The following is a 22,163-nucleotide window of genomic DNA, read 5'->3' on the forward strand; positions in this document are numbered from 1 at the left end:
CACCGCTCCAGCTCGCCTGCGGCACAATGCCCGGATGACGACGCCCGAATCGCCCGCCTTGCGGGCCTTGATCGACGACCGCTACGCCCAGCTCACCGCCGCCTGCCGTGCCGCCGGGGTCGCCGTGCAGGACGACGCGGGCGTGGCCGAGCGCATCCGCCGCACGCTGCTGGCCAGCGATTTCGCGTTCGAGGTGTGGCGCAGCCAGCCGCAGTTGCTGGGGCCGGGCGGGCTGGAGCGGCTGCGTTCGCCGGCCGATGCCGCTTCGCGCGGTGAAGCCCTGCGGCTGCCGGAGGACGAGATCGAGACGCTCGCCCTGCTGCGCCGGTTCCGCCGTGCCGAGGCGCTGCGGCTGGTATTCCGCGACGTCAATGGGCTGGACGACCTGCCGGCCACGCTGTCGGACACCAGCGTGCTGTACGAGGTGCTGCTGGAACAGTCGCTGGCCTGGTGCGAGCGGCAGCTCGCGGTCCGCTACGGCCACGCGCGCGATGCTGACGGCAACGCCCAGCGGCTGGTGGTGGTCGGCTTCGGCAAGCTCGGCGGCAGCGAGCTGAATTTCTCCTCCGACATCGACCTGGTGCTGGCCTACCCGCAGTCCGGCCAGAGCGACGGCGCGCGCAGCCTGGACAACAGTGAATACTTCGTGCGGCTGGTGCGCCAGCTGGTGCGGCTGCTGAACGAGCCGACGGTGGACGGCATCTGCGCGCGGGTCGATCTGCGCCTGCGTCCGTTCGGTACCGCCGGCCGCCTGGCGCTGCCGTTCGCCGCGATGGAGCAGTACTACCAGAGCGAGGGCCGCGACTGGGAGCGCTACGCCTGGATCAAGGCCCGCCCTGTGGCCGGCGACCGCGTGGCCGGCAAGCAGCTGCAGGAGCTGCTGCGCCCGTTCGTCTACCGCAAGTACCTCGATTACACCGCCTTCGCCGGCCTGCGCGAGATGAAGGCGCTGATCGACGCCGAAGTGGCCCGCAAGGACCTGGCCGACAACCTGAAGCTCGGCCCCGGCGGCATCCGCGAGATCGAGTTCATTGTGCAGTTGACCCAGCTGATCCGCGGCGGCCGCGAGCCGTCGCTGCGCGTGCGCGGCCTGCTGCCGGCGCTGACCGCCTGCGAGGCGCGCGGACACATTCCCGCAGCCCGCGCCCGCGCGTTGCGCGAGGCCTACGCCTGCCTGCGCCAGGTGGAAAATCGCGTGCAGATGCTGCGCGATGCGCAGACGCACGACGTTCCGGAGGACGAGCTCAGCCGCGAGCGCATCGCGCGCGGGCTGGGGCATCCGGACTGGTCGGTGCTGGCGGCCGAGCTGGCGCGTCACCGGGCGGTGGTCAGCGAGGAATTTGCCGCTGTGCTCATGCCGCAAGGCGGTCGCGCGGCCAGCGTGCCGGTGGCCGACACCGCGCTGTGGCAATCGGCCTGTGCCGGCACGCTGGAGGCGTCGGAGCTGGAAGCCTCCGGCTTTGTGCCCGGCGACGCGGTGGCCGACGCGCTGCTCAAGCTGCCGCAGGCGGCCAACGTGCGCGCCATGTCGCCGGGCTCGCGCGAACGGCTGGATCGGGTGATGCCACAGCTGTTGATTGCCGCACGCCAGACCGCCGCGCCGGTCGCCTGTCTGCTGCGGCTGTGCCAGCTGGTGCAGGCGGTGGCGCGGCGCTCCTCCTATCTTGCGTTGCTGGAGGAGCAGCCGGCCGCGCGCCGCCGCCTTGCGCGACTGTTTGCCGACCGCGCCTTCCTGGCCGAGCGTGTGATCACCCAGCCGCTGCTGCTGGATGATGTGCTCGACCCGCGCATCGATCAGCTGCCGCTCAAGCGCGCCGACATCAGCGCGGAGATCACCCGCGTGCTGGGCACGCTGGACGAGCGCGAGGCGGAGGCGGAGCTCGAACGCATCAACGAGTTCAAGGCCAGCGTGGCGTTCCGACTGGGGCTGGCGTTCAACGACGGTCGCGCCGATGCAGTGTCCACGGCGCGGCGTCTGGCCGCGCTAGCCGAGTCGGTGGTGGTGGCGGTTACCGCGCTGGCCGAGCGCGAGCTGGCCGTGCAGCACGGCCGCCTGCCGGGCGAGGGGTCCGGTTTCGCGGTGCTGGGTTACGGCAGCCTGGGCGGCGAGGAGCTGGGCTTCGCCTCGGATCTGGATCTGGTGTTCGTCTACGACAGCCGCCGCGCCGCCGCGATGAGCGATGGCGCGCGTCCCTTGGAAGGCTCGCGCTGGTACCAGCGCCTGGCGCAGCGGGTGATGAACTGGCTCACCGTGCTCACCCGGGCCGGTCGCCTGTACGAGGTGGATACGCGGCTGCGTCCGGACGGCTCCAAGGGTCTGCTGGTATCGAGCTTCGATGCGTTCGCTGCGTACCAGCGCGGACGCGCCTGGACCTGGGAACACCAGGCGCTGCTGCGCGCACGCGCGGTGGCCGGCGATCCGGCGCTGCATGCGGAGCTGGCCGCGCTGCGGCGCGAGATCCTCGGCGCGTCGCGCGACCGCGCCGCGGTGCTGGCCGAGGTGTCCAGCATGCGCAAGCGCTGGCGTGCCGAGCGCGACCGCTCCGACGACAGCCGCTTCGATCTCAAGCAGGGGCAGGGCGGTCTGCTCGATATCGAATTTGCCCTGCAGGGGCTGGTGCTGGCCTCGGCCGCGGCGCATCCGGCGCTGCTCGACGTCACCGGCAACGCCGGCCTGATCGACGCCTGCCGCGCGGCCGGCCTGCTCGACGCGGCACAGGCCGGAACGTTCGCCCGCGTGCACGCCGACCTGTTGCAGCGCGCGCTCACCTGCACGCTGGACCTGCGTTCGCGCATCGACGCGCGGGACACCACGCTGGCCGCGCTGGCCGACGCGGTGCGGGCGGTGACCGACGCGCTGGGCTTCGACTTCTACGGCTGAATGTCGGTCGCGATCCCCATGCGTTGCCGCACCTGGGCCGCCAGCATGACCGTCTCGCGCAGAGGCGGCGGCGCAGCTGCCATGATGTCGTCGCCGCGCAGATAACCCGCTTCGCGCAGGGCGTCATGGAAGCGCGCGATGCGCGGCGGCAGAGGCGTGGTGAGCACGGTTTCGACCGGGCAGCCCACGCCGCACGCTTCGCTGAGCATGTTGACCGAGTCGGGTGTGACCACCAGCCGGTCGGCCCAGCCCAGCACGCCGGGGTAGGGGTTGGTGCCGTCGGTGGCATCACGCCAGAACACACCGGGGATACCGTCCAGCTGTCCGCGCAGCAGTTCGCTGAGCGCCGCGGGGGTGCGCCGCGACGCCACCACCATCAGGCTGCCGCCATCGCGTTGATGCAGCGTTCGCAGCCGCTGCTCCAGCGCTTCGGCGTAGCGCGCATCCAGCGCGATGCCCTTGCGTGGACCGCCCAGCAGCACGCCGGTGCGTGGCCGCGGCAAGCTCTCCAGCCAGGCGAAGGCCTGGCGCGCATCGGCCAGCCAGGCCTCGTCGATCGGGTGTAGCGAACCCAGCGGTGTGAGCACGTTGGCGCCGTGCAGGCCGTCGTGACGCGGAGCGACGACGGTGTCCCAGTGCGCCAGGTCGATGCGTGGATCGAGGATCTGCACCGTGTGGCAGGCGCCGCCGGACAGCGGCCGCAGCAGGCGGGTGAACAACGCCGCGGCGCGCCCGCAGCCGACTGCCACGCGCGGCCACGGCGGCGCGAACAACTCACGTTGTGCCGGCGGCAGCGCGAGCCGGCCGCCGGCCAGCAGGCGTGGGGCGAGCCAAGACCACGGGGCCCGCGGCTCCAGCACCAGGTGTCGTACCGGCAGGCCCAGCGCGCCGGCGAGCGCCAGCGCCTGGCGCTGGTTGCCTGCGGCCTCGTCGGTGATCGCCCAGCACTCGCCGGCCGCTCTCAGCATGGAGGCGTGATCGCGATTGTTTCTCGAATCTGCACAGTTCGTTCCACCAGGCGGGGTCCTGCCGCTGCAGTGACGCACGTACACTGACCGCTTTCTGCGCCAGCATCGGCGCGTCACGCCGAACCGAAGGATACCCATGAGCGAGATGCTTTCCGATACCGCCCTCGACCAGCTGTTCCGCAGCGCCCGCACGTTCAATGCCTGGCTGCCGCGGGAGGTGAGCGACGCCCAGCTGCATCAGCTGTACGAGCTGGTGAAGTTCGGCCCGACCAGCGCCAACAGCTCGCCGATGCGGCTGGTGTTCGTGAAGTCGCCCGAGGCCAAGGCGAAGCTGGCGCCGCTGATGTCCGACGGCAACCGCGCCAAGACCATGGCCGCCCCGGTGACGGCGATCATCGGTAACGACCATGCGTTCCACGACAAGCTGCCGCAGCTGTTTCCGCACGCCGACGCGAAGAGCTGGTTCGAAGGCAACCAGCCGCTGATCGACACCACCGCGTTCCGCAATGCGACCCTGCAGGGTGCCTACGTGATCCTGGCGGCGCGCGCGCTGGGGCTCGATTGCGGCCCGATGTCCGGCTTCGACAACGCCGGCGTGGACGCCACGTTCTTTGCCGGCACGGCGGTCAAGTCCAACTTCCTGATCAACATCGGTTACGGCGACGCCAGCCGCGACCTGTTCCCGCGCAGCCCGCGGCTGTCGTTCGACGAAGCCTGCACGATCGCCTGATCCGCTCTTCCACTCCCCGGCGCCGGGCGCCGGTTCAACCCATCAAGGAGTTATCCATGCGCGCCATGAACGTTCTCGCCCTCGCCGCCCTGCTCGGCGCCAGTTTCGCCGCACAGGCGGCGCCGGTGACCTATAAGCTCGATCCGTCGCACACGATGGTGCTGTTCAGCTGGAATCACTTCGGCTTCTCCAACCCCACCGCCAACCTCGGCATCGGCGAAGGCACGGTGGTGTACGACGAGGCCAAGCCGGCCAATTCCAGCGTCCAGGTCACCCTGCCGCTGGCCAACCTCGACACCCACGTCAGCGCGCTGGACGAGCACCTGAAGAAGCCCGACTTCTTCGATGCTGCCAAGTATCCGGTGGTCACCTTCAAGAGCACCCGCGTCGAGCCGCTGGGCGGCAACAAGTTCAAGGTCACCGGCGATCTCACCGTGCATGGCGTGACCAAGCCGGTGGTGCTCGACGCCACGCTCAACAAGGCCGGCATGCAGCCGATGCTGAAGGTGCCGGCGATCGGCTTCGACGCCACCGCGACGATCAGGCGCTCGGACTTCGGCATGGGCGCCTATGTGCCGAACGTGAGCGACGAAGTGCAGATCCGCATCACCACCGAGGCGGAGGCCGGCAAGGGCAAGTAAGCCCTCCCGGAACCCTGTTCCTGCAGCGGCCGCTCCGGCGACGGGGCGGCCGCTTTCTTTTGTCCGTCGGACGCGGGTGTCGGGCATCCCGGCGGGGCTTCAGCGGCCCGGCGGGCTGCTACCATTGGCGGCTCGACTTTCTGTCCGGAGCCTCCCATGTCGCGCCCCTCTTCCGCGGTGACGCCGATCCCGGCGAATGCCCAAAATCGGTACGAAGTGACGCAGAGCGACCTGCCGCTGTCCTGTCCGATGCCGGGTATGGCGCTGTGGAACTCCCATCCGAAGGTGTATCTGCCCATCGTCGATGACGGCGGCGAGTCCACCTGTCCCTACTGCGGCGCGCATTACGTCCTGCGCGACTGAACCGCAGCGGCGAATGCTGGCGCCGGCCCCCGGTTTCGGCACGATCGCTGCTTGCCTCCAGGGATGAAGGCCTTCATGCCAGAGACCATGTCCGCTGCCGTCACCCGCGCCGTCCGGTCGCTGACCGTCGTTCAGCTGATTCCGGCGATGCATTCGGGCGGCGCCGAGCGATCGGCGCTGGAGATCGGTCGTGCCCTGGTGGCGGCCGGCCACCGATCGGTGGTGATCTCCGCCGGCGGCCGCCTGGCCGAGCGCCTGCAGGCCGAGGGCAGCGAGCACGTCACGTTGGACATCGGCCGCAAGGCGATCGGTACGCTCGGCCGCATCGGCGCGCTGCGCCGGGCGCTGAAGGCGATCGACCCGGACATCGTGCACGCGCGCTCGCGCATGCCGGCGTGGATGGGCCGCTGGGCTATCCGCGGGCTCACGCGCAAGCCGCATTTCGTCACCACCGTGCATGGGCTCAATTCGCCCGGCCGCTACAGCGCCGTGATGCTGCGCGGCGAGCGGGTGATCGCGGTATCGCAGACGGTGCGCGCGTATGTGCTCAGCCACTATCGCTGGCTGGAGCCTTCGCGGGTGCGGGTGATCCCGCGGGGCATCGATCCGGAGGCGTTTCCCTACGGCCACCGCCCCGACGACGCCTGGCAGAAAGCGTTCTTCGCCCAGTTTCCGCAACTGGTCGGAGCGCCGCTGCTCACGCTGCCGGCGCGCGGCACGCGATTGAAGGGGCACCATGACGCCATCGAACTGGTCGCTGATCTGCGCGATCGCGGCGTCGGCACGCGCCTGCTGCTGCTGGGCGTGCTCGAGCCCGGTCGCGAAGCCTATGCCCAGGAGCTGCGCGAGCTGATCCGCCAGCGCGGCTTGGAATCGCAGGTGGTGCTGGCGCCAGCCCGCGACGACGTGCGCGACATCTACGCGGTGTCCGCGCTGATCCTGCAGCTGTCGAACAAGCCCGAAGCGTTCGGCCGTACCGTGGTCGAGGCGCTGTCGCTGTGCCGCCCGGTGCTCGGTTACGCCCATGGTGGCGTGGGCGAGTTGCTGGCCGAGCTGTATCCGGCCGGCCGCGTGCCGCTGGGCGATCGCGAAAAGCTGGTGGAGCGTGCCGCCGAGCTGCTGCGCGTGGCGCCGCCGATTCCGATGCTGCAGAGCTACCGCCTGGCGGACATGCAGCAGGCCACGCTGGCGCTGTACGACGAGCTGGTGGCGCAGCCGGTCGACTGATTGACCCGGCGCGCCCTGGCCAGCCACGGGCCAGCGGCTCGCCTACAATGCCGGTCACCTTCGCGCTGGCCCGTGCATGTCCTCCTTTTCCGCCTCCCTCCGCGCTACCCTGCGGTCGCCCTTGTTGCCGTACTGGCTGGTGATTGCGCTGCTGCCGTTCGGTCGCAGCGCCGAGCTGGGCACCGCGCTGTGCCTGTTCGGCACGGTGATGCTGTTCCTGCGCTTTCCACACGCGTTGCAGCAGCACGAGGGCGCGCGGTGCCTGCTGCTGATCCTGGCTGGCTACGTCGGCGCGGCGCTGATCTCCGCGGTCGATGCGGTGGCGCCCAGCAAGAGCTGGAGTACGGTGGCCGGGCTGCTGCGCTTCGCGCCGCTGGGCCTGTATGCCTGCTTCGCGCTGCGTCGGGTGGCGCGCGTGCGGATGATGTATCTGGCGGTGGCGGCGGTGATCGCGCTGTGGGCGCTGGATGCCTGGGTGCAGGCGCTCACCGGCTGGAGCCTGGGCGGCCACGCCGAGGCCGAGCGCATCTCCGGCATCTTCGGTGCCGACAACCTCAAGCTCGGACCGTCGTTGGCGGTGCTGTCGCCGTTCGCGCTGTGGGCGGCGCGCGAGCGCTGGGGCGCGCGGGCGATGCGGCTGGTCGCATTGCTGCTGCTCGGTCCCGTGCTGCTTGCCGGGGCGCGCGCGGCGTGGCTCTGCTACGGCCTCGTGGTGCTGGCGTTTGCCTGGCGCGAGGCGGGCTCATTCCGCCGCTTCGCGCTGTTCGGCGTGGGGGCCGCGGCCGTGGTGGCGCTGGCCGGCGCGATCGCGTGGCAGACCTCGCCGCGCTTCCATGCGCGCATGGAGCGCACCGTCGCCGCGTTCGGCGGCAGCGAGCAGGGCGTGAACGTGGCGCTCAGCGGCCGGCTCGACATCTGGCACGCCAGCCTGCGCATGGCTGCGGCGCATCCCATCAACGGCGTGGGTGTGCGCGGCTTCCGTTATGCGTATCCGCAGTACGCGCCGGCCAACGACCATTTCGTGGTGGGCGAATCCTGCGGCGTGGGCGAGGGCGCCTGCCACGCGCACCAGATCGTGCTGGAGGTGCTGACCGAGACCGGCGCGGTCGGGCTGGCGATGTGGCTGGCGTCGCTGGTGGTGGCGTTGCGTTACTGGCGCCGCGTCGGTGAGGCCGCGCGGGCGCGGGCGTTCCCGGTGACGGTGGCGCTGGGCGTGATGCTGTTTCCGCTCAACACCCACCTGGCGTTCTATTCGGCGTGGTGGGGCCTGCTGTTCGCCTGGCTGCTCGGCCTGTGGTGCGCAGCCCTGGGCGCGCTGCCCGATGAGGAGGACGCGTGAAGCGGGAGCCGTTGTCGGTCGTCATCACCGCATTCAACAGTGCCGTCACGCTTGACCGGTGCCTTAGATCCGTAGCCTGGGCCGACGAGATCGTTCTGCTCGATTCGGGCTCGACCGACGCCACGCTCGCCATCGCCCGTGAGCATGGTGCACGCGTGCACAGCCAGCCGTTCGCCGGCTACAGCGCGCAGAAGCAGGCGGTGATCGACCTGGCCAGCCATGACTGGGTCCTGCTGCTGGATTCGGACGAGTCGGTGCCCGCCGATGCCGAGCCGGCGATTCGCGCCACGCTTGCGTCCCCCTCCCATGCCGGCTACCAGCTGTGGCGGCGCGAGTGGGTGTTCTGGCGCTGGCAGGCGGAAGGTACGCGGCGGAACCACTACGTACGCCTGTTCGATCGCCGGTGCGCGCGCATGAGCGGCCATAGCGTGCACGAGTCGGTGCAGGTCGACGGGCTAGTCGGCGTCCTGGACGTGACGCTCGACCACTACGGGGAGCCGGACATCGCCGGGCGCGCTCGTAAGGCCAACCACTACTCCACGATGCAGGTGACGGATCTGGCTGGACGCGGCGTGCGCGGACTGGGCTGGCGCATGGTGCTCTATCCCACCGTCGCGTTCCTGCGCTATTACCTGGTGCGTGGACACTGGCGTGCGGGCTGGGCTGGTTTCATTGCCGCGCGCATCCACGCGTTCTACGCCTTCCTGAAGTACGCCAAGCTGCACGAGGCGCGGGAGCAAGCGCGCCGTCGGCGCTAGCGCGAATACACCGGCGGCATGCCGTCTGGGCGGGTCTTGAAGCGCTTGTGCACCCACAGGTACTGCTCGGGCGCTTCGCGCGCCATCTGCTCGATGCAGGCATTCACGCGGGCGGTGTCCTCGAGCACATCGTCGCTGGGCACGTTTTCTAGCGGCGCGCCGAGGCGCAGCGCGTAGCCGGTGTTGTCCGGCAGGCGGCGGTGGAAGAACGGGATCACCACCGCGTTGCCCATGCGCGCCAAGTGGTGGGTGGCGGTGATGGTGGCGGCCGGCACGCCGAAGAACGGCACGAACACGCTGTCCTTGCTGCGCATGTCCTGGTCAGGCGCGTACCAGAGCGTGCCGCCACCGCGCAGGTACTTCACCGTACCGCGGATGTCGTCCTTCTCGAACATCGCGTCGGCGTAATGCAGCCGGGCGCGCAGCACCGCCCACTCGAACACCGCCGAGTCCATGCGCCGGTACATGCCTGCGATACGGATGCGTTGCGAGACCAGTCGCGCGCACAGCTCCAGGTGCGAGAAGTGGCCGCCCACCAGCAGCACACCCTTGCCTGCCGCGCGGGCGCGCTCGAGATGTTCCAGCCCTTCCACCGTCAGCGGCAGGCGGGCGATCGACTCGTCGCGGCCCATCCAGCCCAGCGCGAACTCCACCAGCATCAGGCCGATGTCGCGCAGGTGCGCGTCCACCAGTGCAGCCTGCTGCGCTCGATTCAGTTCGGGAAAGCACAGCGCGATGTTCGCCTCGGCCACCGGGCGTCGCGCCGAATCGACACGCATGGCCAGAGCGCCGAGCCAGCGGCCCAGGCGCATCAGCATCGGATAGGGCAGACGCGCGATCAGCCAGATCGCACCCAGCCCGATCCATGCGGGCCAATGGCGCGGAGTGAGCAGGGAGCGGTCGAAGGAGGGGCGTGGCATGCCGGGCATCGCGCCATTGTAGCGAGAGGGGCCGCCAAGGCCGTACGGCATGGGCCGTTTATACTGGCCGCCCTCATCAGGGGTCCGCCCGTTGCGCCTTCTCTACACCTTGCTGATGTACCTGGCGACGCCGGTGATCGTGCTGCGTCTGCTGACCCGTGGCATGCGTCACGGCAGCTATCACCAGCGCTGGCCCGAGCGCTTCGGGGTGTTCCCGGCGCCGGGTCTCAGCGGTTCGCTGTGGGTGCATGCGGTGTCGGTCGGCGAGGTGAACGCGGCCGTGCCGTTGATCAAGGCTCTCAAGCAGGCTTATCCGCAGGCGCCGTTGGTGGTGACCACGGTGACGCCCACCGGCTCCGAGCGCGTGCGCCAGCTGTTCGGCGACAGCGTGTTCCATGTCTACCTGCCGTACGACCTGCCCTTCGCGGTGCGCCGCTTTCTGCAGCGCGTGCGTCCGCGGCTGGCGATCATCGTGGAGACGGAGATCTGGCCCAACCTGTATTTCGCCTGTCATCGCCGCGGCATTCCGTTGATGATCGTCAACGCGCGGCTGTCGGAGCGTTCGCTGCGTGGATATCGTCCCGCCCGCGGCCTGGTGCGGGCGGCGCTGCGCTGCGTGAGTCTGGTTTCGGCGCAGTCGCGTACGGACGCCGCGCGCTATCGCATGCTCGGCGCGCCGACCGAGCGCATCGTGGTCAGCGGCAATCTCAAGTTCGACATGCCGGTGCCCGACCACGCCCGCAGCAAGGGCGAAGCGCTGCGTGCCCAGTGGGGGCCACTGCGACCGGTGTGGATGGCGGCGAGCACCCACGAGGGCGAGGAACTGGCCGTGCTAGAAGCCCACCTGGAGGTGCTGCAGCGCCTGCCCGATGCCCTGCTGCTGCTGGCGCCGCGGCATCCCGATCGCTTTCGGATGGTCGAGCACCTGGTGCGCAACCTCGGCTTTTCGGTGGGCACCCGCAGTGGCGATGGCATCGCCGCGCCGGGGCATCAGGTGTTCGTGATCGATGCGATGGGCGAGCTGATGCCCTTCTTCGCTGCGTCCGATCTGGCCTTCGTCGGTGGCAGTCTGGTGCCGATCGGCGGGCATAACGTGCTGGAGCCGGCGGCACTCTCGCGGCCGGTGCTGGTGGGGCCGCACACCTTCAATTTCGACGACATCACGCAGACCATGGTCAGCCAAGGTGGCGCGATGCGGGTGGCCAATGGGGAGCTTCTGGGGGCAGCGGTGCTGCACCTGCTGCGCGACCGCGCAGCGCTGGGCCAGATGGGCGAGCGTGCCCACGCGGTGTTCGACAGCGAGCAGGGAGCGGTCGGCCGGGTGATGACCCTGATCGACCACGCGCTGGGCGAGTAGTCACAAAAAAAGCCGGACCTCGCGGCCCGGCTTTCTTCTTGTCGACGACCTGACGCGCCGGTCACTCGAGCAGGGAGTTGATCGCCTCGACGTCCTTCAGGTCGGCCGTGCCGGTGGCCTGCTTCAGCAGCAGCTTGTCCAGGATGAACTGGTGCCGTGCCTGCGAGTACTGGCTCTCCGACGAAGTCAGCGTCTGAATTGCGGTCAGCACGTCGAGGATGGTCTTGGTGCCCACGCCAAAACCCGCGCGGGTGGCATCGAGCGCCTTCTGACCAGCCTCCACCGCAGACTTCGCAGCTTCGACCTGGCTGATGCCGGCGATCACCGAGCGGTAGTAGTTGAGCGTGTCGCGGGTGACCTGGCGACGCTGGGCCTCGAGCGTGTCCTGCGCCGCGTCGCGCTGGTAGATCGACTGGCGCACGCGCGACTGCGTGGCGCCGCCTTCGAAGATCGGCACCGACAGCGTCAGGCCGATCGTGGTGGAACTCGGCTGACGGAAGTGCAGGTTCGAGTTCTGGTACCAAGTGGCGCTCTTGCCGTAGCTCACGTTGGCGTTGATCGTCGGCAGATGGCCGGCGCGCGCCGCCGAAATGCTGTGCTCGGCCGCGTCGACGCTGAACTTCTCCGAGAGGATGTTCGGATTGTTCTGCAGCGCCTGGTCCACCCACGCCTTCTGGTCGTTCGGCACCGGCGGGCTCATCGGCAGGTCGTCGCGCAGCTTCTTCAGGTCGCCGGTCGGTTTGCCGGTGATCTGGGCCAGTGCCTCGCGGGCATCGTCCAGCGTGTTGCGCGCGGCGATCGTCTGCGCCTTGGCCGACTCGTAGAACGACTTGGCCTGGTAGACGTCGGTGATCGCCGACAGACCTACCTTGAAGCGCTGGTCCGACTGCTCGTACTGCTGCTTGTAGGCTTCCTCGTTGGCCTTGGCGAAGGCGAGGTTGTCCTGGCTGGTGAGCACGTTGAAATAGGCCGTGGAGACGCGCACGAACAGGTCCTGCAGCGCCGCCTGATACAGCGCGTCCTGCGCGCTAGCCTGCGAGTGGGCAGCTTTCAGGTTGGCGATCTTGCTCAGGTCGAGCACGGTCTGGCTGAGGTTGCCGGAGATGTCGCGGGTGCGCGAATGGCCCGGATCGGCGGTGGTCTGCACCACCTGCCCGGTGTTGGGATCACGGGTGACGCTGCTGCCGCTGCTGGTGGTCTGGCTCAGCGACAGGCCGGCCGACACCTGGGGGAGCAGCAGCGCGCGCACCTGGTTCACGTTTTCCCCGATCGACAGACGCTGGGCGTCGGCCTGCGAGAGCACCGGATCGTTGGCGCGCGCTTCTCGATATGCATCCAGCAAATCCTCGCCATGGCTGGGCAGGGAGATTGCCGACAGGGCCAGGGCCAGGGACAGAAGCTTCAAACGCATGGGGTGCCTCGTGGGGTGACTTAAGGGATGTTCAAAACACGAACTGGCGCGTCGGCTCGGCATGCACCAGATAGGGGAGGTCGGTTTCCAGCAGCACTTCATCGCGGTAGCGGCCGGCGCCTTCCTGGGTAAGCAGCGCCACTTGCTGCGCAGGCGACGCGCCTCGGATCACCAGCAGACGGCCGCCGGGCTTGAGCCAGCCCAGCATGCGTTCGGGCAAGTGCGCGACGGCACCGGTCAGCACCACTGCGTCGAACTGGCCTTGCGGCTGCCAGGTGAGCACGGCATCGCCGGTGGCCAGTTCAACGTTGTCGACTGCCGCGGCCACCAATCGGGTAGCAGCTGCGGCGGTGAAGTCGGCGTGGATGTCCACGCTCACCACTTCGCCAGCCAGCCCGGCGAGGCACGCGGTGAGGAAGCCCGAGCCAGTGCCGATCTCCAGCACGCGTTCGGTGGACGCCAGCTCCAGGGCCTGCAGCACGCGGCCCTCGAGCACGGGCTTCATCATCACTTCCCCATGACCCAGCGGCAGGCAGACATCCGCAAATGCCAGCTGACGATGCTCGGGTGCAACGAAATCCTCGCGACGCACGCGTCCGAGCACCTCGAGCACGCGCGCATCAAGCACCTCCCAAGGGCGAACCTGGTTTTCCACCATGTTTTGCCGCGCCTGCTCGAAGTTCATCGCCATGTTCAGCCACGTCCCGTACGGATCGAAAAAGGTCAAAAAGGATAAGCGCTTAGGCCACTTCCGACAATCGCTAGCCTGCCGGCTGGTGGCGCCGGGTCCGAAGTGCCGGAAGTCACCGCGCGCGGTTGACGGAAGTCATGCCCAGCGCGCTGTCCGCGGACAATACTGCGCTTTCGCGAGCCGATTCGTCCCAGCTGCAACGCATGCCGGGCATGCCGATACACTGTCAGGTGCGCCCAATCGGCGGGCCGTGCCTGTACCGCAGATTTTCCGCGCCTTGGAAATAATTAAACCGGCCCGTATAATAAAGGTGATGTGGTTTTCTGTGAAGGTGTTCCGATGAGTTCCGTCTCGCCCATGAAGTGCCAAGGCCCGGGCCGTCCAAAGGATATGGAGAAGCGTGCCGCCATCCTCGAGGCCGCCAAGGGTCTGTTCGTGCGCAATGCGTTCGCGGGCACCAGCATGGACGCGGTCGCGGCCGAAGCCGGGGTGTCGAAGCTCACGGTCTACAGTCACTTCGGAGACAAGGACAACCTCTTTCGCGAAGTGGTGCGCGCGCGCCTGCAGGATCTCCTGCCGGAGAACACCTATGACCTGGACCCGGATGCCGAGATCGGCCAGACCTTGCTCAACGTCGCGCTGGCCCACGCCCGGCTCGATTGCGACAAGGAAACGGTCGGTACCTTCCGCGCCATTCTCAGCGACTGCCGGCAAGGCAATCCCCGTTACGGTCGGCTGTTGTGGGAAGAGGGTTCGGTGCGCACGCACGGACTGATGGAACGCCTGCTCAGCCGGGCGGTTGACGCCGGCATGCTCGATATCGACGACGTGCCCCGCGCCGCCGTCCAGTTCCTCGCCTTGATCAAGGGCGACCTGATGATGCGCCGCATGTTCGGCTGCGACGATTGCCCGCATGCGTATGCCGCCGAGATCGAAGCCACCGCTCGCGCCGGTGTGGCGACCTTCCTGCGGGCCTACGTTCCGCGCTGAGCGCAGACTCCAGCGGCGGAAGACTGCCCGCCCGCGCCTTGGCGCAGCTTGCGAATTCCTTGCAAGCCATTCACTCGCACTTCGCGTGCGCTCCATACGATGAGTGAAATCAGCTGTCGCCCACGCGACAGCCCGGTTCAATCCTCACAAGGAGCCGCAGCATGGCGAGCAAGCCTTTCATCACGGATATCCAGACGATTCGCCAGCGGGCGCGCGAACATATCGATCGCGGCGCGATCACAGACGGCTACAGCGCGGACCGTGAGACCGTCATCAAGCTGCTCAACGAAGCGCTCGCCACCGAAATCGTCTGCGTGCTGCGCTACAAGCGGCACTACTACATGGCGTCGGGCATCCACGCCAAGAGCGTGGCGGCCGAGTTTCTCGAGCACGCCAACGAAGAACAGGGCCACGCCGACCGCATCGCCGAGCGGATCACCCAGCTCGACGGGGCGCCCGATTTCAATCCCGCCGGTCTGCTCACGCGCGCCCACGCCGACTACGTGGAAGGCGACGATCTGGTCGACATGATCAAGGAAAACCTGGTGGCCGAGCGCATCGCGATCGACAGCTACCGGGACATCGTGCGCTACCTCGGCAACGACGACCCCACCAGCCGGCGCATGATGGAAGAGATCCTCGCGATGGAGGAGGAGCATGCCGAGGACATGGCCACCCTGCTCGAAGAGCTGGGCAGGAAGGGCGAGCCGGCGCGGCCGTCGCAGGCATCAGGCAAAGAGCATTGAGTGGGTGCCGCGCCAGGCTCACGCTGAGCGTTGGCGCGGCGATTATCGAGGAGGGGGATGGCATGACGATGTTGCAGGGGCAATGCGCGTGTGGCGACGTGCGCTATCAGGCAGAGGTCGATCACGGCCGCCGCCGCTACTGCGGTTGCAGCCTGTGCCGCTTGGCGCTGGGTGAACCCGTGGTGGTGGGGGTGGATTTGCCGGCGGCGGCGGTGCACTGGCGGGAGGGCGACGCGGTGTTCTATGGCGCGGCCAGCCAGGTGCGTCACGGTTTCTGTGCCAATTGCGGCAGCGCGCTGTGCACGGTACGGCAGGACGGCATGGTCAGCCTGGAGGTATCCACCTTGGACGAAAGCGCCGCGATCGGCGTGCGCTCGCACATACACGCCACCTACCGTACCGAGCCGGCGTCGTGGCCGATGGCGCAGTAGACCCCGCGCACGTCAACCGGAAGCCGAAAAACAAGAGCGCGCCCTCGGCGCGCTCTTGTTGTTGAACCGCTGCGAAAAGCCGATCAGCTCTTGTCCTGGGTGTAACGCTCGATGCCGCGCAGGATCTCGGCCTTGGCGTCGGCGGCGTTGGTCCAGCCGTCGAGTTTGACCCATTTGCCCTTTTCCAGATCCTTGTAGTGCTCGAAGAAGTGGCCGATGCGCTCCAGCCAGTGACCCGACACGCCATCGATGTCCTGGATGTGGGCATAACCAGCGAAGATCTTCTCGACCGGCACTACCACCAGCTTCTCGTCACCACCGGCCTCGTCGGTCATGCGCAGCATGCCGACTGGCTTACAGCGGATCACCGAGCCCGGGATCAGCGGCAGCGGCAGGATCACCAGCGCGTCCAGCGGATCGCCGTCGTCGCCCAGCGTGCCCGGCACGTAGCCGTAGTTGCACGGATAGCGCATCGGCGTGGAAAGGATACGGTCGACGAAGATCGCGCCCGAGGCCTTGTCGACTTCGTACTTGACCGGCTCGGCGTCCTTCGGAATTTCGATGATGACGTTGATTTCGTCCGGCACGTTGCGGCCGGCGCTGACCAGATCCAGACCCATGGGTGTGACCTTGCGCGAGGGATAAAGAGGGTCGACAAGGATACGGCAAGAGCTGCTGCGACGCAGCAGATCGCTCTTCAGCGCAGGAACGGCCGCTCGCGCAGCCACTTGGTGGCGATCCACTTCTCGCCGCTCGCCACCGGCAGGCCGGCATGCAGGGAGCGGGTATCGCCCGTCTCGTAGGCGAAATACACCGCCGAGCCTTTCAGCGCGGTCACCGTGAGTCCGGCGTGCGGAAAGCCGGTGCCGCCGCCCGCCTCGGGTGTGTTGAGGTACATCACGATGCTCGCCACGCGCTGGCCGCCATGCGCGGTCACCGCGTCGAAACCCGGCTGACTGGGGTCGAACCAGTCGTAGTGCGGCTCGTATTCCTGCCCTGGCGCGTAGTGCAGCACCTGCAGCCCCTCACCGTGGCTGACCGGAACGCCAAGCAGCGCCGCAAGACGGCTCTCGATGCGTTCGATCAGCGGCGACTCGCCGAGGCGGAAGAACATGCCGGCACTGGTGCGACGGTCGTCCACCTGCTTGCGGCCGTCGGTATCCACAGTCAGCGCACGGGCCAAGCGCGGGCGCGCCTGTTCGATCAGCTGGTCGCATTCATCGGCGTCGAGCAGGCCGTCCAGGACGCGCACCGTGGGGCTATCGAGCGAAGCGCTGACGCGCACCCGCCGTCCGGCCGCATCGGCAAACGGCGCGTCCGGGTGCCGAGGCCTCAGCGCCGTGGACGTGGCCTTGCCGGTCAGTGCCGCCAGCGGCAGCTTCAGCACGCTGGCGACGATGCTTCGGCTCTCGCGCGGGTCGTAGCCGGTTTCCTTCATCAGCCGCAGCACCTCCTCGGTGCTGTGGCCCGCGCGCGTGGTGGTGAGGATCCATTCGCGCAGTTCGGGGCGGATGCTGGTGGTTCGTTTCATCGCACTCGGGTGGGTTCGGAACGCCCGGCGATGATAGCGGCGTCGTGCGTGCCGGTCGCGTCGAGCCGGCACGCACGAGTCAGGCATTACTTCAGTTGATCCCAAAGGAATCCGTAGGCCAGTGCGTGCATGTAGGCCGCCTGCTTGTTGTCCGCGCCGGCACCATGGCCACCTTCGAGGTTCTCGTAGAACCATACGTTCGGCAGACCCATCGCCTGCATCTTTGCGGCCATCTTGCGCGCCTGCACGGGGCCGACGCGGTCGTCGCTGGTGGTGGTGTAGAACAGCACCGGTGGGTAATGGCCGTTCTTGCGCACGTTCTGGTACGGCGAGAACGTGCGGATGAAGTCCCAGTCGGCGGTGTCCGGATTGCCGTACTCGGCCATCCACGACGCGCCGGCAGACAGGTGGCTGTAGCGCTTCATGTCCAGCAGCGGTACTTCACAGGCGATTGCGCCGAACAGCTGCGGGTACAGCGTGAGCATGTTGCCCATCAGCAGACCGCCGTTGCTGCCGCCTTCCGCGCCCAAATGCTTCGGAGAGGTCACTCCGCGATGGATCAGGTCCTGTGCCACGGCGGCGAAGTCCTCGTAGGCGCGCAGGCGCTTGGCTTTCAGCGCCGCCTGGTGCCATGCCGGGCCGTATTCGCCGCCGCCGCGGATGTTGGCGATCACGTAGACGCCACCGCGCTCCAGCCACGCGCGGCCGATGCTGCCGCTGTACGTCGGCTGCAGCGAGACCTCGAAGCCGCCGTAACCGTAGAGCAGGGTCCGGTTGGAACCATCGAGCTTCAGTGCCTTGGGCGCAATCTGGAAATACGGCACGCGCGTGCCGTCCTTCGAGGTGACGAAGTGCTGGCTCACGGTGAAATTCGAGGCGTCGAAGAAGGCCGGCTCGCGCTTGATCGTCTGCGCAGGGGCCGAATCCAGCACGCCGTACTGCAGTGAGGACGGGGTAAGGAAGCCGGTAACCCCGAGCCAGTATTCGTCGCTGGTGTCCGGATCGGTATCCACCACGCTCACCGTGCTCAGCTTGGGCGCCCCAGCCATCGGTTCGCGCTGCCATGGGCCCGGGCGGGGCGTCAGCACTTCGAGCCGGCTGCTCACGTCGTGCAGTACGTCGAGAATCAGGTGGTGGCGCGTCCAGCTGTACGACGCCAGCGAGGTGTGCGCGTCGGGCCGGAACAGCACGGTGAAATCGCGCTTGCCCGCCATGAAGTCGTCGAAACCGATGGCCAGCAGTGCGCCCGACGGATAGGTGTTGCCGCCGATGCTCCAGGGCGAGCGGGTTTCCACCAGCAGCCATTCGCGATGCGCTACCGCGGTGGCATCGTCGGGCACGTCGATCTTCAGCAGCTTGCCGTCGCGGCGCTGGTACAGCTCGCTGTGGAAAAAATCCTTCGCCACCGAGACGAAGTCGCGCTCGAAGCCCGGCGTGTTGTCGTGATAGGCGCTCACCGCCAGGTCGGTCCGCTTGCCCTCGTGCACCAGCGTGGCGGAGGCCAGCGGTGTGCCGCGCTTCCACGCCTTGGCGATGCGTGGATAGCTCGAGTCGGTCATCGAGCCGGGGCCGAAGTCGGTGCCCACGTAGATCGTGTCCTGGTTGATCCAGTCCACCTCGGTCTTGGCGACAGGCAATTCGAAGCCACCCTGGACGAAGCGCTTGTGCACCAGGTCGAACTCGCGCACCGTCACGGCGTCGCCCCCGTCGGGCGACAGCGAGAGCAGGCAACGCTCATAGGCGGGCTTGAGGCACTGCGCCCCCTTGAACACCCAGCGCTTGCCCTCGGCCTGATTCAGCGCGTCGACGTCGAGCAGCACGTCCCATGTCGGTGACGCCTTGCGATATTCCTCCAGCGTGGTGCGTCGCCACACACCGCGCGGGTGCATCTTGTCGCGCCAGAAGTTGTACAGGTACTTCCCCATGCGGTTTACATAGGGAATGTGCTCATCGGAGTCGAGTACCTCCAGGATCCGCTCGCGATCCTGCGTGAAAGACTCGCCGGTGGCGAACCGGGCAGCGGTGAGGGCGTTCTGCTGCTTCACCCATGCCATCGGCTTGGCGCCATGGATGTCCTCCAGCCAGAGGAAGTCGTCCTTCGGCGAGGTGTCTCCCGGAGCCGATCCGGGTGTCTGCGCATGTGTCATGCCCGCCAGTGTGACGCCGAGCGCAAGCGCCAGCCAGCCGAAGGTGTTGCTCGACATGTGTCATCCCTTGCAATGCGCGCTGCAAGCAGCGCAAAGAATCAGTCTGGGCCGCCCGATTCGGTGTGGCCACATGACCTCCGGCACGGTGAAAATCAAACGGGCCGGCTAGCTGTGAGAGGCAGCTGCAGCCCGCAAGAATGTTGTGTTCCCCGATCAGCTTGGGGCTCGAGTCGCTCGAGCCCCAAGCCTGCGTCTGCTCAGAGCAGCGGAATCAGCAGTAGCGCGACGATGTTGATGATCTTGATCAGCGGGTTTACCGCGGGGCCGGCGGTGTCCTTGTAGGGATCGCCGACGGTGTCACCGGTGACGGCGGCCTTGTGTGCTTCCGAGCCCTTGCCGCCGTGATGGCCGTCTTCGATGTACTTCTTGGCGTTGTCCCAGGCGCCGCCGCCGGTGGTCATCGAGATGGCCACGAACAGGCCGGTGACGATGGTGCCAATCAGCACGCCGCCCAGCGCCTTCGGTCCCAGCAGCAGGCCGACCACCACCGGCACCGCGACTGGCAGCAGCGAGGGCACGATCATTTCCTTGATCGCCGACTTGGTCAGCATGTCCACCGCGCGCGAGTAGTCGGGCTTGGCCGTGCCCTGCATGATGCCGGCGATCTCGCGGAACTGGCGGCGCACTTCCTCCACCACCGCGCCGGCGGCACGGCCGACCGCTTCCATGGCCATGGCGCCAAACAGGTAGGGAATCAGGCCGCCGATCAGCAGGCCGATGATCACCATGTGGTCGGACAGGTCGAATTGCATCGCCGTATAGGTGGTGCCGGCCGCAGCGGCCTTCGCCTCGCCGGCGACATTGAGGTTGTGCGTGTAGTCGGCGAACAGCACCAGCGCGGCCAGCGCGGCCGAGCCGATCGCGTAGCCCTTGGTCACCGCCTTGGTGGTGTTGCCCACGGCATCCAGCGGGTCGGTGACACCGCGCACTTCCGGTGGCAGGTCGGCCATCTCGGCGATGCCGCCGGCGTTGTCGGTGATCGGGCCATAGGCGTCCAGCGCCACGATCATGCCGGCCATCGACAGCATCGCGGTGGCGGCGATGGCGATGCCGTACAGCCCGCCCAGCGCGAAGGCGCCCCAGATCGCGAAGCACACCGCGACCACCGGCATGGCGGTGGACTTCATCGACACGCCAAGCCCGGCGATGATGTTGGTGCCGTGGCCGGTAGTGGAGGCCTGCGCCACGTGCTGCACCGGCTTGTACTGCGTGCCGGTGTAGTACTCGGTGATCCATACGATGGCGCCGGTGAGCACCAGGCCGATCAGCGCACAGCCGTAAAGGTTCATCGCGCCGTGGGCACTGTCGCCCATCAGCTGGGTGGTGATGGGGTAGAACGCAATGGCCGCCAGCACCGCCGACACGATCACGCCCTTGTACAGCGCGCCCATAATCGAGCCGCCGGGCTTCACCTTCACGAAGAACGTGCCGATGATCGAGGCGACGATCGACACGCCGCCGAGCACCAGCGGGTAGAGCACCGCGTTGACGCCGACTTCGGCGGTCATCAGCCCGCCCAAGAGCATCGTGGCGATCAGCGTGACCGCATAGGTCTCGAACAGATCGGCCGCCATGCCGGCGCAGTCGCCCACGTTGTCGCCCACGTTGTCGGCGATCACCGCCGGATTGCGCGGGTCGTCCTCGGGAATGCCGGCTTCCACCTTGCCGACCAGGTCGGCGCCCACGTCAGCGCCCTTGGTGAAGATGCCGCCGCCCAGGCGGGCGAAGATCGAGATCAGCGAGGAGCCGAACGCCAGGCCGACCAGCGCATGCAGGGCGCGCTCGCCGGTGTAACCGAAGTGCTGCAGGGCCAGGTAGTAGCCGGCCACGCCGATCAGGCCCAGCCCCACCACCAGCATGCCGGTGATGGCGCCGCCGCGGAACGCCACGTTCATGGCCGCGGCCAGCCCGCTGCGGGCCGCTTCGGCGGTGCGCACGTTGGCCTGCACCGACACGTTCATGCCGATATAGCCCGTGGCGCCGGAGAGCACAGCGCCGAGCGCGAAACCAATGGCGGTGCCCCAGTCAAGCGCAAAGCCCACGATCACGAACAGCACGACGCCCACCACGCCGATCGTGGTGTATTGGCGGTTGAGATAGGCGCGCGCGCCTTCCTGGATCGCCGAGGCAATCTCCTGCATCCGCTCATTGCCCGCCGATCGCGCCAGGATCCAGCGCGCCGAAAAACCGCCATACAGGATCGCTATCACCGCACATGCCAATACGATCCACACGCCATACTGCTGCAGCATCGGAACCTCCCCATTGAGTTGTCACCGTGGTGCCGGGCGGTTCGGGAACGCGCCCGAGATGGCCGTCCTGAACGGGCGGTCCCGCCGAGTATAGGCAGAGGCTGCAGCACGAACCGTTGTGCGTCGCAGCGCGCTGCCCGGTGCGCCGATGCCGGGGACAAAAAAAGGCGGCGCCTTGCGGCGCCGCCTCGCTTTCGGATCGTGGTTGCCCGTGATCAGTGCAGGGCGATGTCCAGGATGATGCCGGTGGCGATGGCCACCAGCAGGTACTGGCCGTCATCACCGCGCACCCAGTGATAGCCGCGCGGCGGCGGGCGCAGGCGATAGGTGCGGTAGTCGCGCACCACGTACACCGGCCCGTAGTAGCGATGGCCGCGCTCCCAGCGGTGACCCGGCGGCACCCAATGGCCCTCGTGGCCGCGCCAGCGGTCGTGGTCATGGTCGTAGCGGCCGTACTCGTGGCGGTCACGGTCATGGTCACGGTCGTGTCCTCGCCCATGGTCGTCGTGCCAGCCGTGCCGGTCATGGTCGCCGCGATCGTGGTGCTGGGCCATGGCGACGCCGCTGCCGGTCAGCAGGGCGGCGGTAATCAGCGCAGTGGTGATCAGTTTCATGGCGTCCTCCTTTTGGACGATCGGCCGAGCGGCCCTTTGCGTGTTGCGAGCGCAGCCTAGGATGGCTTCCCTGAATCGAAAGCCTGTCGCGGCAATTTCCTTTCAG

General features: G+C 67.9%; 20 protein-coding genes. 11 read left to right on the forward strand and 9 right to left on the reverse strand.

Annotation, left to right across the window (positions count from 1 at the left end):
• Nucleotides 1-34 precede the first annotated feature (34 nt).
• Nucleotides 35-2,881: a bifunctional [glutamate--ammonia ligase]-adenylyl-L-tyrosine phosphorylase/[glutamate--ammonia-ligase] adenylyltransferase gene (gene glnE / locus ACQVBX_RS16740; protein WP_431635536.1), complete on the forward strand. Its 2,847-nt coding sequence runs from the start codon at nt 35-37 to the stop codon at nt 2,879-2,881.
• On the opposite strand, the gene ACQVBX_RS16745 is transcribed toward glnE, so the two are convergent.
• Nucleotides 2,872-3,849, reverse strand: a complete 978-nt coding sequence (locus ACQVBX_RS16745; RefSeq protein WP_431635538.1) for a mitochondrial fission ELM1 family protein — start codon at nt 3,847-3,849, stop codon at nt 2,872-2,874. The two genes, glnE and ACQVBX_RS16745, sit on opposite strands and share 10 nt — an antisense overlap.
• A 136-nt stretch (nt 3,850-3,985) precedes the next feature.
• Here ACQVBX_RS16745 and ACQVBX_RS16750 point away from each other — a divergent pair, with 136 nt between their 5' ends.
• From ACQVBX_RS16750 to ACQVBX_RS16775, 6 genes are all read left to right on the forward strand, one after another.
• Nucleotides 3,986-4,579 carry a malonic semialdehyde reductase gene (locus tag ACQVBX_RS16750; RefSeq protein WP_431635540.1) on the forward strand — a complete coding sequence of 198 codons (594 nt, stop codon included), beginning with the start codon at nt 3,986-3,988 and terminating at the stop codon, nt 4,577-4,579.
• 56 nt (nt 4,580-4,635) lie between these two features.
• Nucleotides 4,636-5,220, forward strand: coding sequence for a YceI family protein (locus tag ACQVBX_RS16755; protein ID WP_431635542.1), 585 nt, complete (start codon nt 4,636-4,638; stop codon nt 5,218-5,220).
• Nucleotides 5,221-5,376: 156 nt separating this feature from the next.
• The gene (locus ACQVBX_RS16760) at nt 5,377-5,583 is read left to right on the forward strand and encodes a zinc-finger domain-containing protein (RefSeq protein WP_431635543.1); all 207 of its coding nucleotides are present in this window, start codon (nt 5,377-5,379) and stop codon (nt 5,581-5,583) included.
• A 63-nt stretch (nt 5,584-5,646) separates the two neighbouring features.
• On the forward strand, nt 5,647-6,810 hold the full coding sequence (locus ACQVBX_RS16765; protein WP_431638220.1) for a glycosyltransferase: 1,164 nt from the start codon (nt 5,647-5,649) through the stop codon (nt 6,808-6,810).
• Between the two features lie 76 nt (nt 6,811-6,886).
• Complete coding sequence (locus ACQVBX_RS16770; RefSeq protein ID WP_431635545.1) at nt 6,887-8,149, forward strand: O-antigen ligase family protein; 1,263 nt, start codon at nt 6,887-6,889, stop codon at nt 8,147-8,149.
• Entirely contained in the window at nt 8,146-8,907 is a 762-nt protein-coding gene (locus ACQVBX_RS16775) for a glycosyltransferase family 2 protein (RefSeq protein ID WP_431635547.1), read from the forward strand. Before ACQVBX_RS16770 ends, ACQVBX_RS16775 begins: the two co-directional genes overlap by 4 nt.
• Here the strand turns inward: ACQVBX_RS16775 and lpxL are convergent.
• Nucleotides 8,904-9,827, reverse strand: a complete 924-nt coding sequence (gene lpxL, locus ACQVBX_RS16780) for an LpxL/LpxP family Kdo(2)-lipid IV(A) lauroyl/palmitoleoyl acyltransferase (RefSeq protein ID WP_431635548.1) — start codon at nt 9,825-9,827, stop codon at nt 8,904-8,906. The two genes, ACQVBX_RS16775 and lpxL, sit on opposite strands and share 4 nt — an antisense overlap.
• 91 nt (nt 9,828-9,918) lie before the next feature.
• On the opposite strand from lpxL, the gene waaA reads away from it, so the two are divergent.
• Complete coding sequence (gene waaA / locus ACQVBX_RS16785; protein WP_431635549.1) at nt 9,919-11,184, forward strand: lipid IV(A) 3-deoxy-D-manno-octulosonic acid transferase; 1,266 nt, start codon at nt 9,919-9,921, stop codon at nt 11,182-11,184.
• 61 nt (nt 11,185-11,245) lie between these two features.
• Here the strand turns inward: waaA and ACQVBX_RS16790 are convergent, their stop codons facing one another.
• The gene (locus ACQVBX_RS16790) at nt 11,246-12,595 is read right to left on the reverse strand and encodes a TolC family outer membrane protein (RefSeq protein ID WP_431635551.1); all 1,350 of its coding nucleotides are present in this window, start codon (nt 12,593-12,595) and stop codon (nt 11,246-11,248) included.
• Between the two features lie 31 nt (nt 12,596-12,626).
• Entirely contained in the window at nt 12,627-13,286 is a 660-nt protein-coding gene (locus tag ACQVBX_RS16795) for a protein-L-isoaspartate O-methyltransferase family protein (protein WP_431635553.1), read from the reverse strand.
• A gap of 339 nt (nt 13,287-13,625) precedes the next feature.
• Here ACQVBX_RS16795 and ACQVBX_RS16800 point away from each other — a divergent pair, with 339 nt between their 5' ends.
• The 3 genes from ACQVBX_RS16800 to ACQVBX_RS16810 all read left to right on the forward strand — a co-directional run bounded on the left by ACQVBX_RS16800 (nt 13,626) and on the right by ACQVBX_RS16810 (nt 15,453).
• Nucleotides 13,626-14,276: a TetR/AcrR family transcriptional regulator gene (locus tag ACQVBX_RS16800; RefSeq protein ID WP_431635555.1), complete on the forward strand. Its 651-nt coding sequence runs from the start codon at nt 13,626-13,628 to the stop codon at nt 14,274-14,276.
• A 161-nt stretch (nt 14,277-14,437) separates the two neighbouring features.
• The gene (locus tag ACQVBX_RS16805) at nt 14,438-15,022 is read left to right on the forward strand and encodes a ferritin-like domain-containing protein (protein WP_431635556.1); all 585 of its coding nucleotides are present in this window, start codon (nt 14,438-14,440) and stop codon (nt 15,020-15,022) included.
• A gap of 62 nt (nt 15,023-15,084) precedes the next feature.
• Nucleotides 15,085-15,453 carry a GFA family protein gene (locus tag ACQVBX_RS16810; protein ID WP_431635557.1) on the forward strand — a complete coding sequence of 123 codons (369 nt, stop codon included), beginning with the start codon at nt 15,085-15,087 and terminating at the stop codon, nt 15,451-15,453.
• Between the two features lie 83 nt (nt 15,454-15,536).
• On the opposite strand, the gene ppa is transcribed toward ACQVBX_RS16810, so the two are convergent.
• From ppa to ACQVBX_RS16835, 5 genes are all read right to left on the reverse strand, one after another.
• Nucleotides 15,537-16,073, reverse strand: coding sequence for an inorganic diphosphatase (ppa, locus tag ACQVBX_RS16815; protein ID WP_431635559.1), 537 nt, complete (start codon nt 16,071-16,073; stop codon nt 15,537-15,539).
• A 77-nt stretch (nt 16,074-16,150) separates the two neighbouring features.
• Nucleotides 16,151-16,984: a 2OG-Fe(II) oxygenase gene (locus ACQVBX_RS16820; protein ID WP_431635560.1), complete on the reverse strand. Its 834-nt coding sequence runs from the start codon at nt 16,982-16,984 to the stop codon at nt 16,151-16,153.
• Nucleotides 16,985-17,070: 86 nt separating this feature from the next.
• On the reverse strand, nt 17,071-19,188 hold the full coding sequence (locus ACQVBX_RS16825; RefSeq protein ID WP_431635561.1) for a prolyl oligopeptidase family serine peptidase: 2,118 nt from the start codon (nt 19,186-19,188) through the stop codon (nt 17,071-17,073).
• 200 nt (nt 19,189-19,388) lie between these two features.
• Nucleotides 19,389-21,443, reverse strand: a complete 2,055-nt coding sequence (locus ACQVBX_RS16830; RefSeq protein ID WP_431635562.1) for a sodium-translocating pyrophosphatase — start codon at nt 21,441-21,443, stop codon at nt 19,389-19,391.
• 215 nt (nt 21,444-21,658) lie between these two features.
• Nucleotides 21,659-22,057 carry an RcnB family protein gene (locus tag ACQVBX_RS16835; RefSeq protein WP_431635563.1) on the reverse strand — a complete coding sequence of 133 codons (399 nt, stop codon included), beginning with the start codon at nt 22,055-22,057 and terminating at the stop codon, nt 21,659-21,661.
• Nucleotides 22,058-22,163 lie beyond the last annotated feature (106 nt).

The organism is Dyella thailandensis (genome assembly GCF_050749815.1).
GTDB lineage: Bacteria > Pseudomonadota > Gammaproteobacteria > Xanthomonadales > Rhodanobacteraceae > Dyella_A.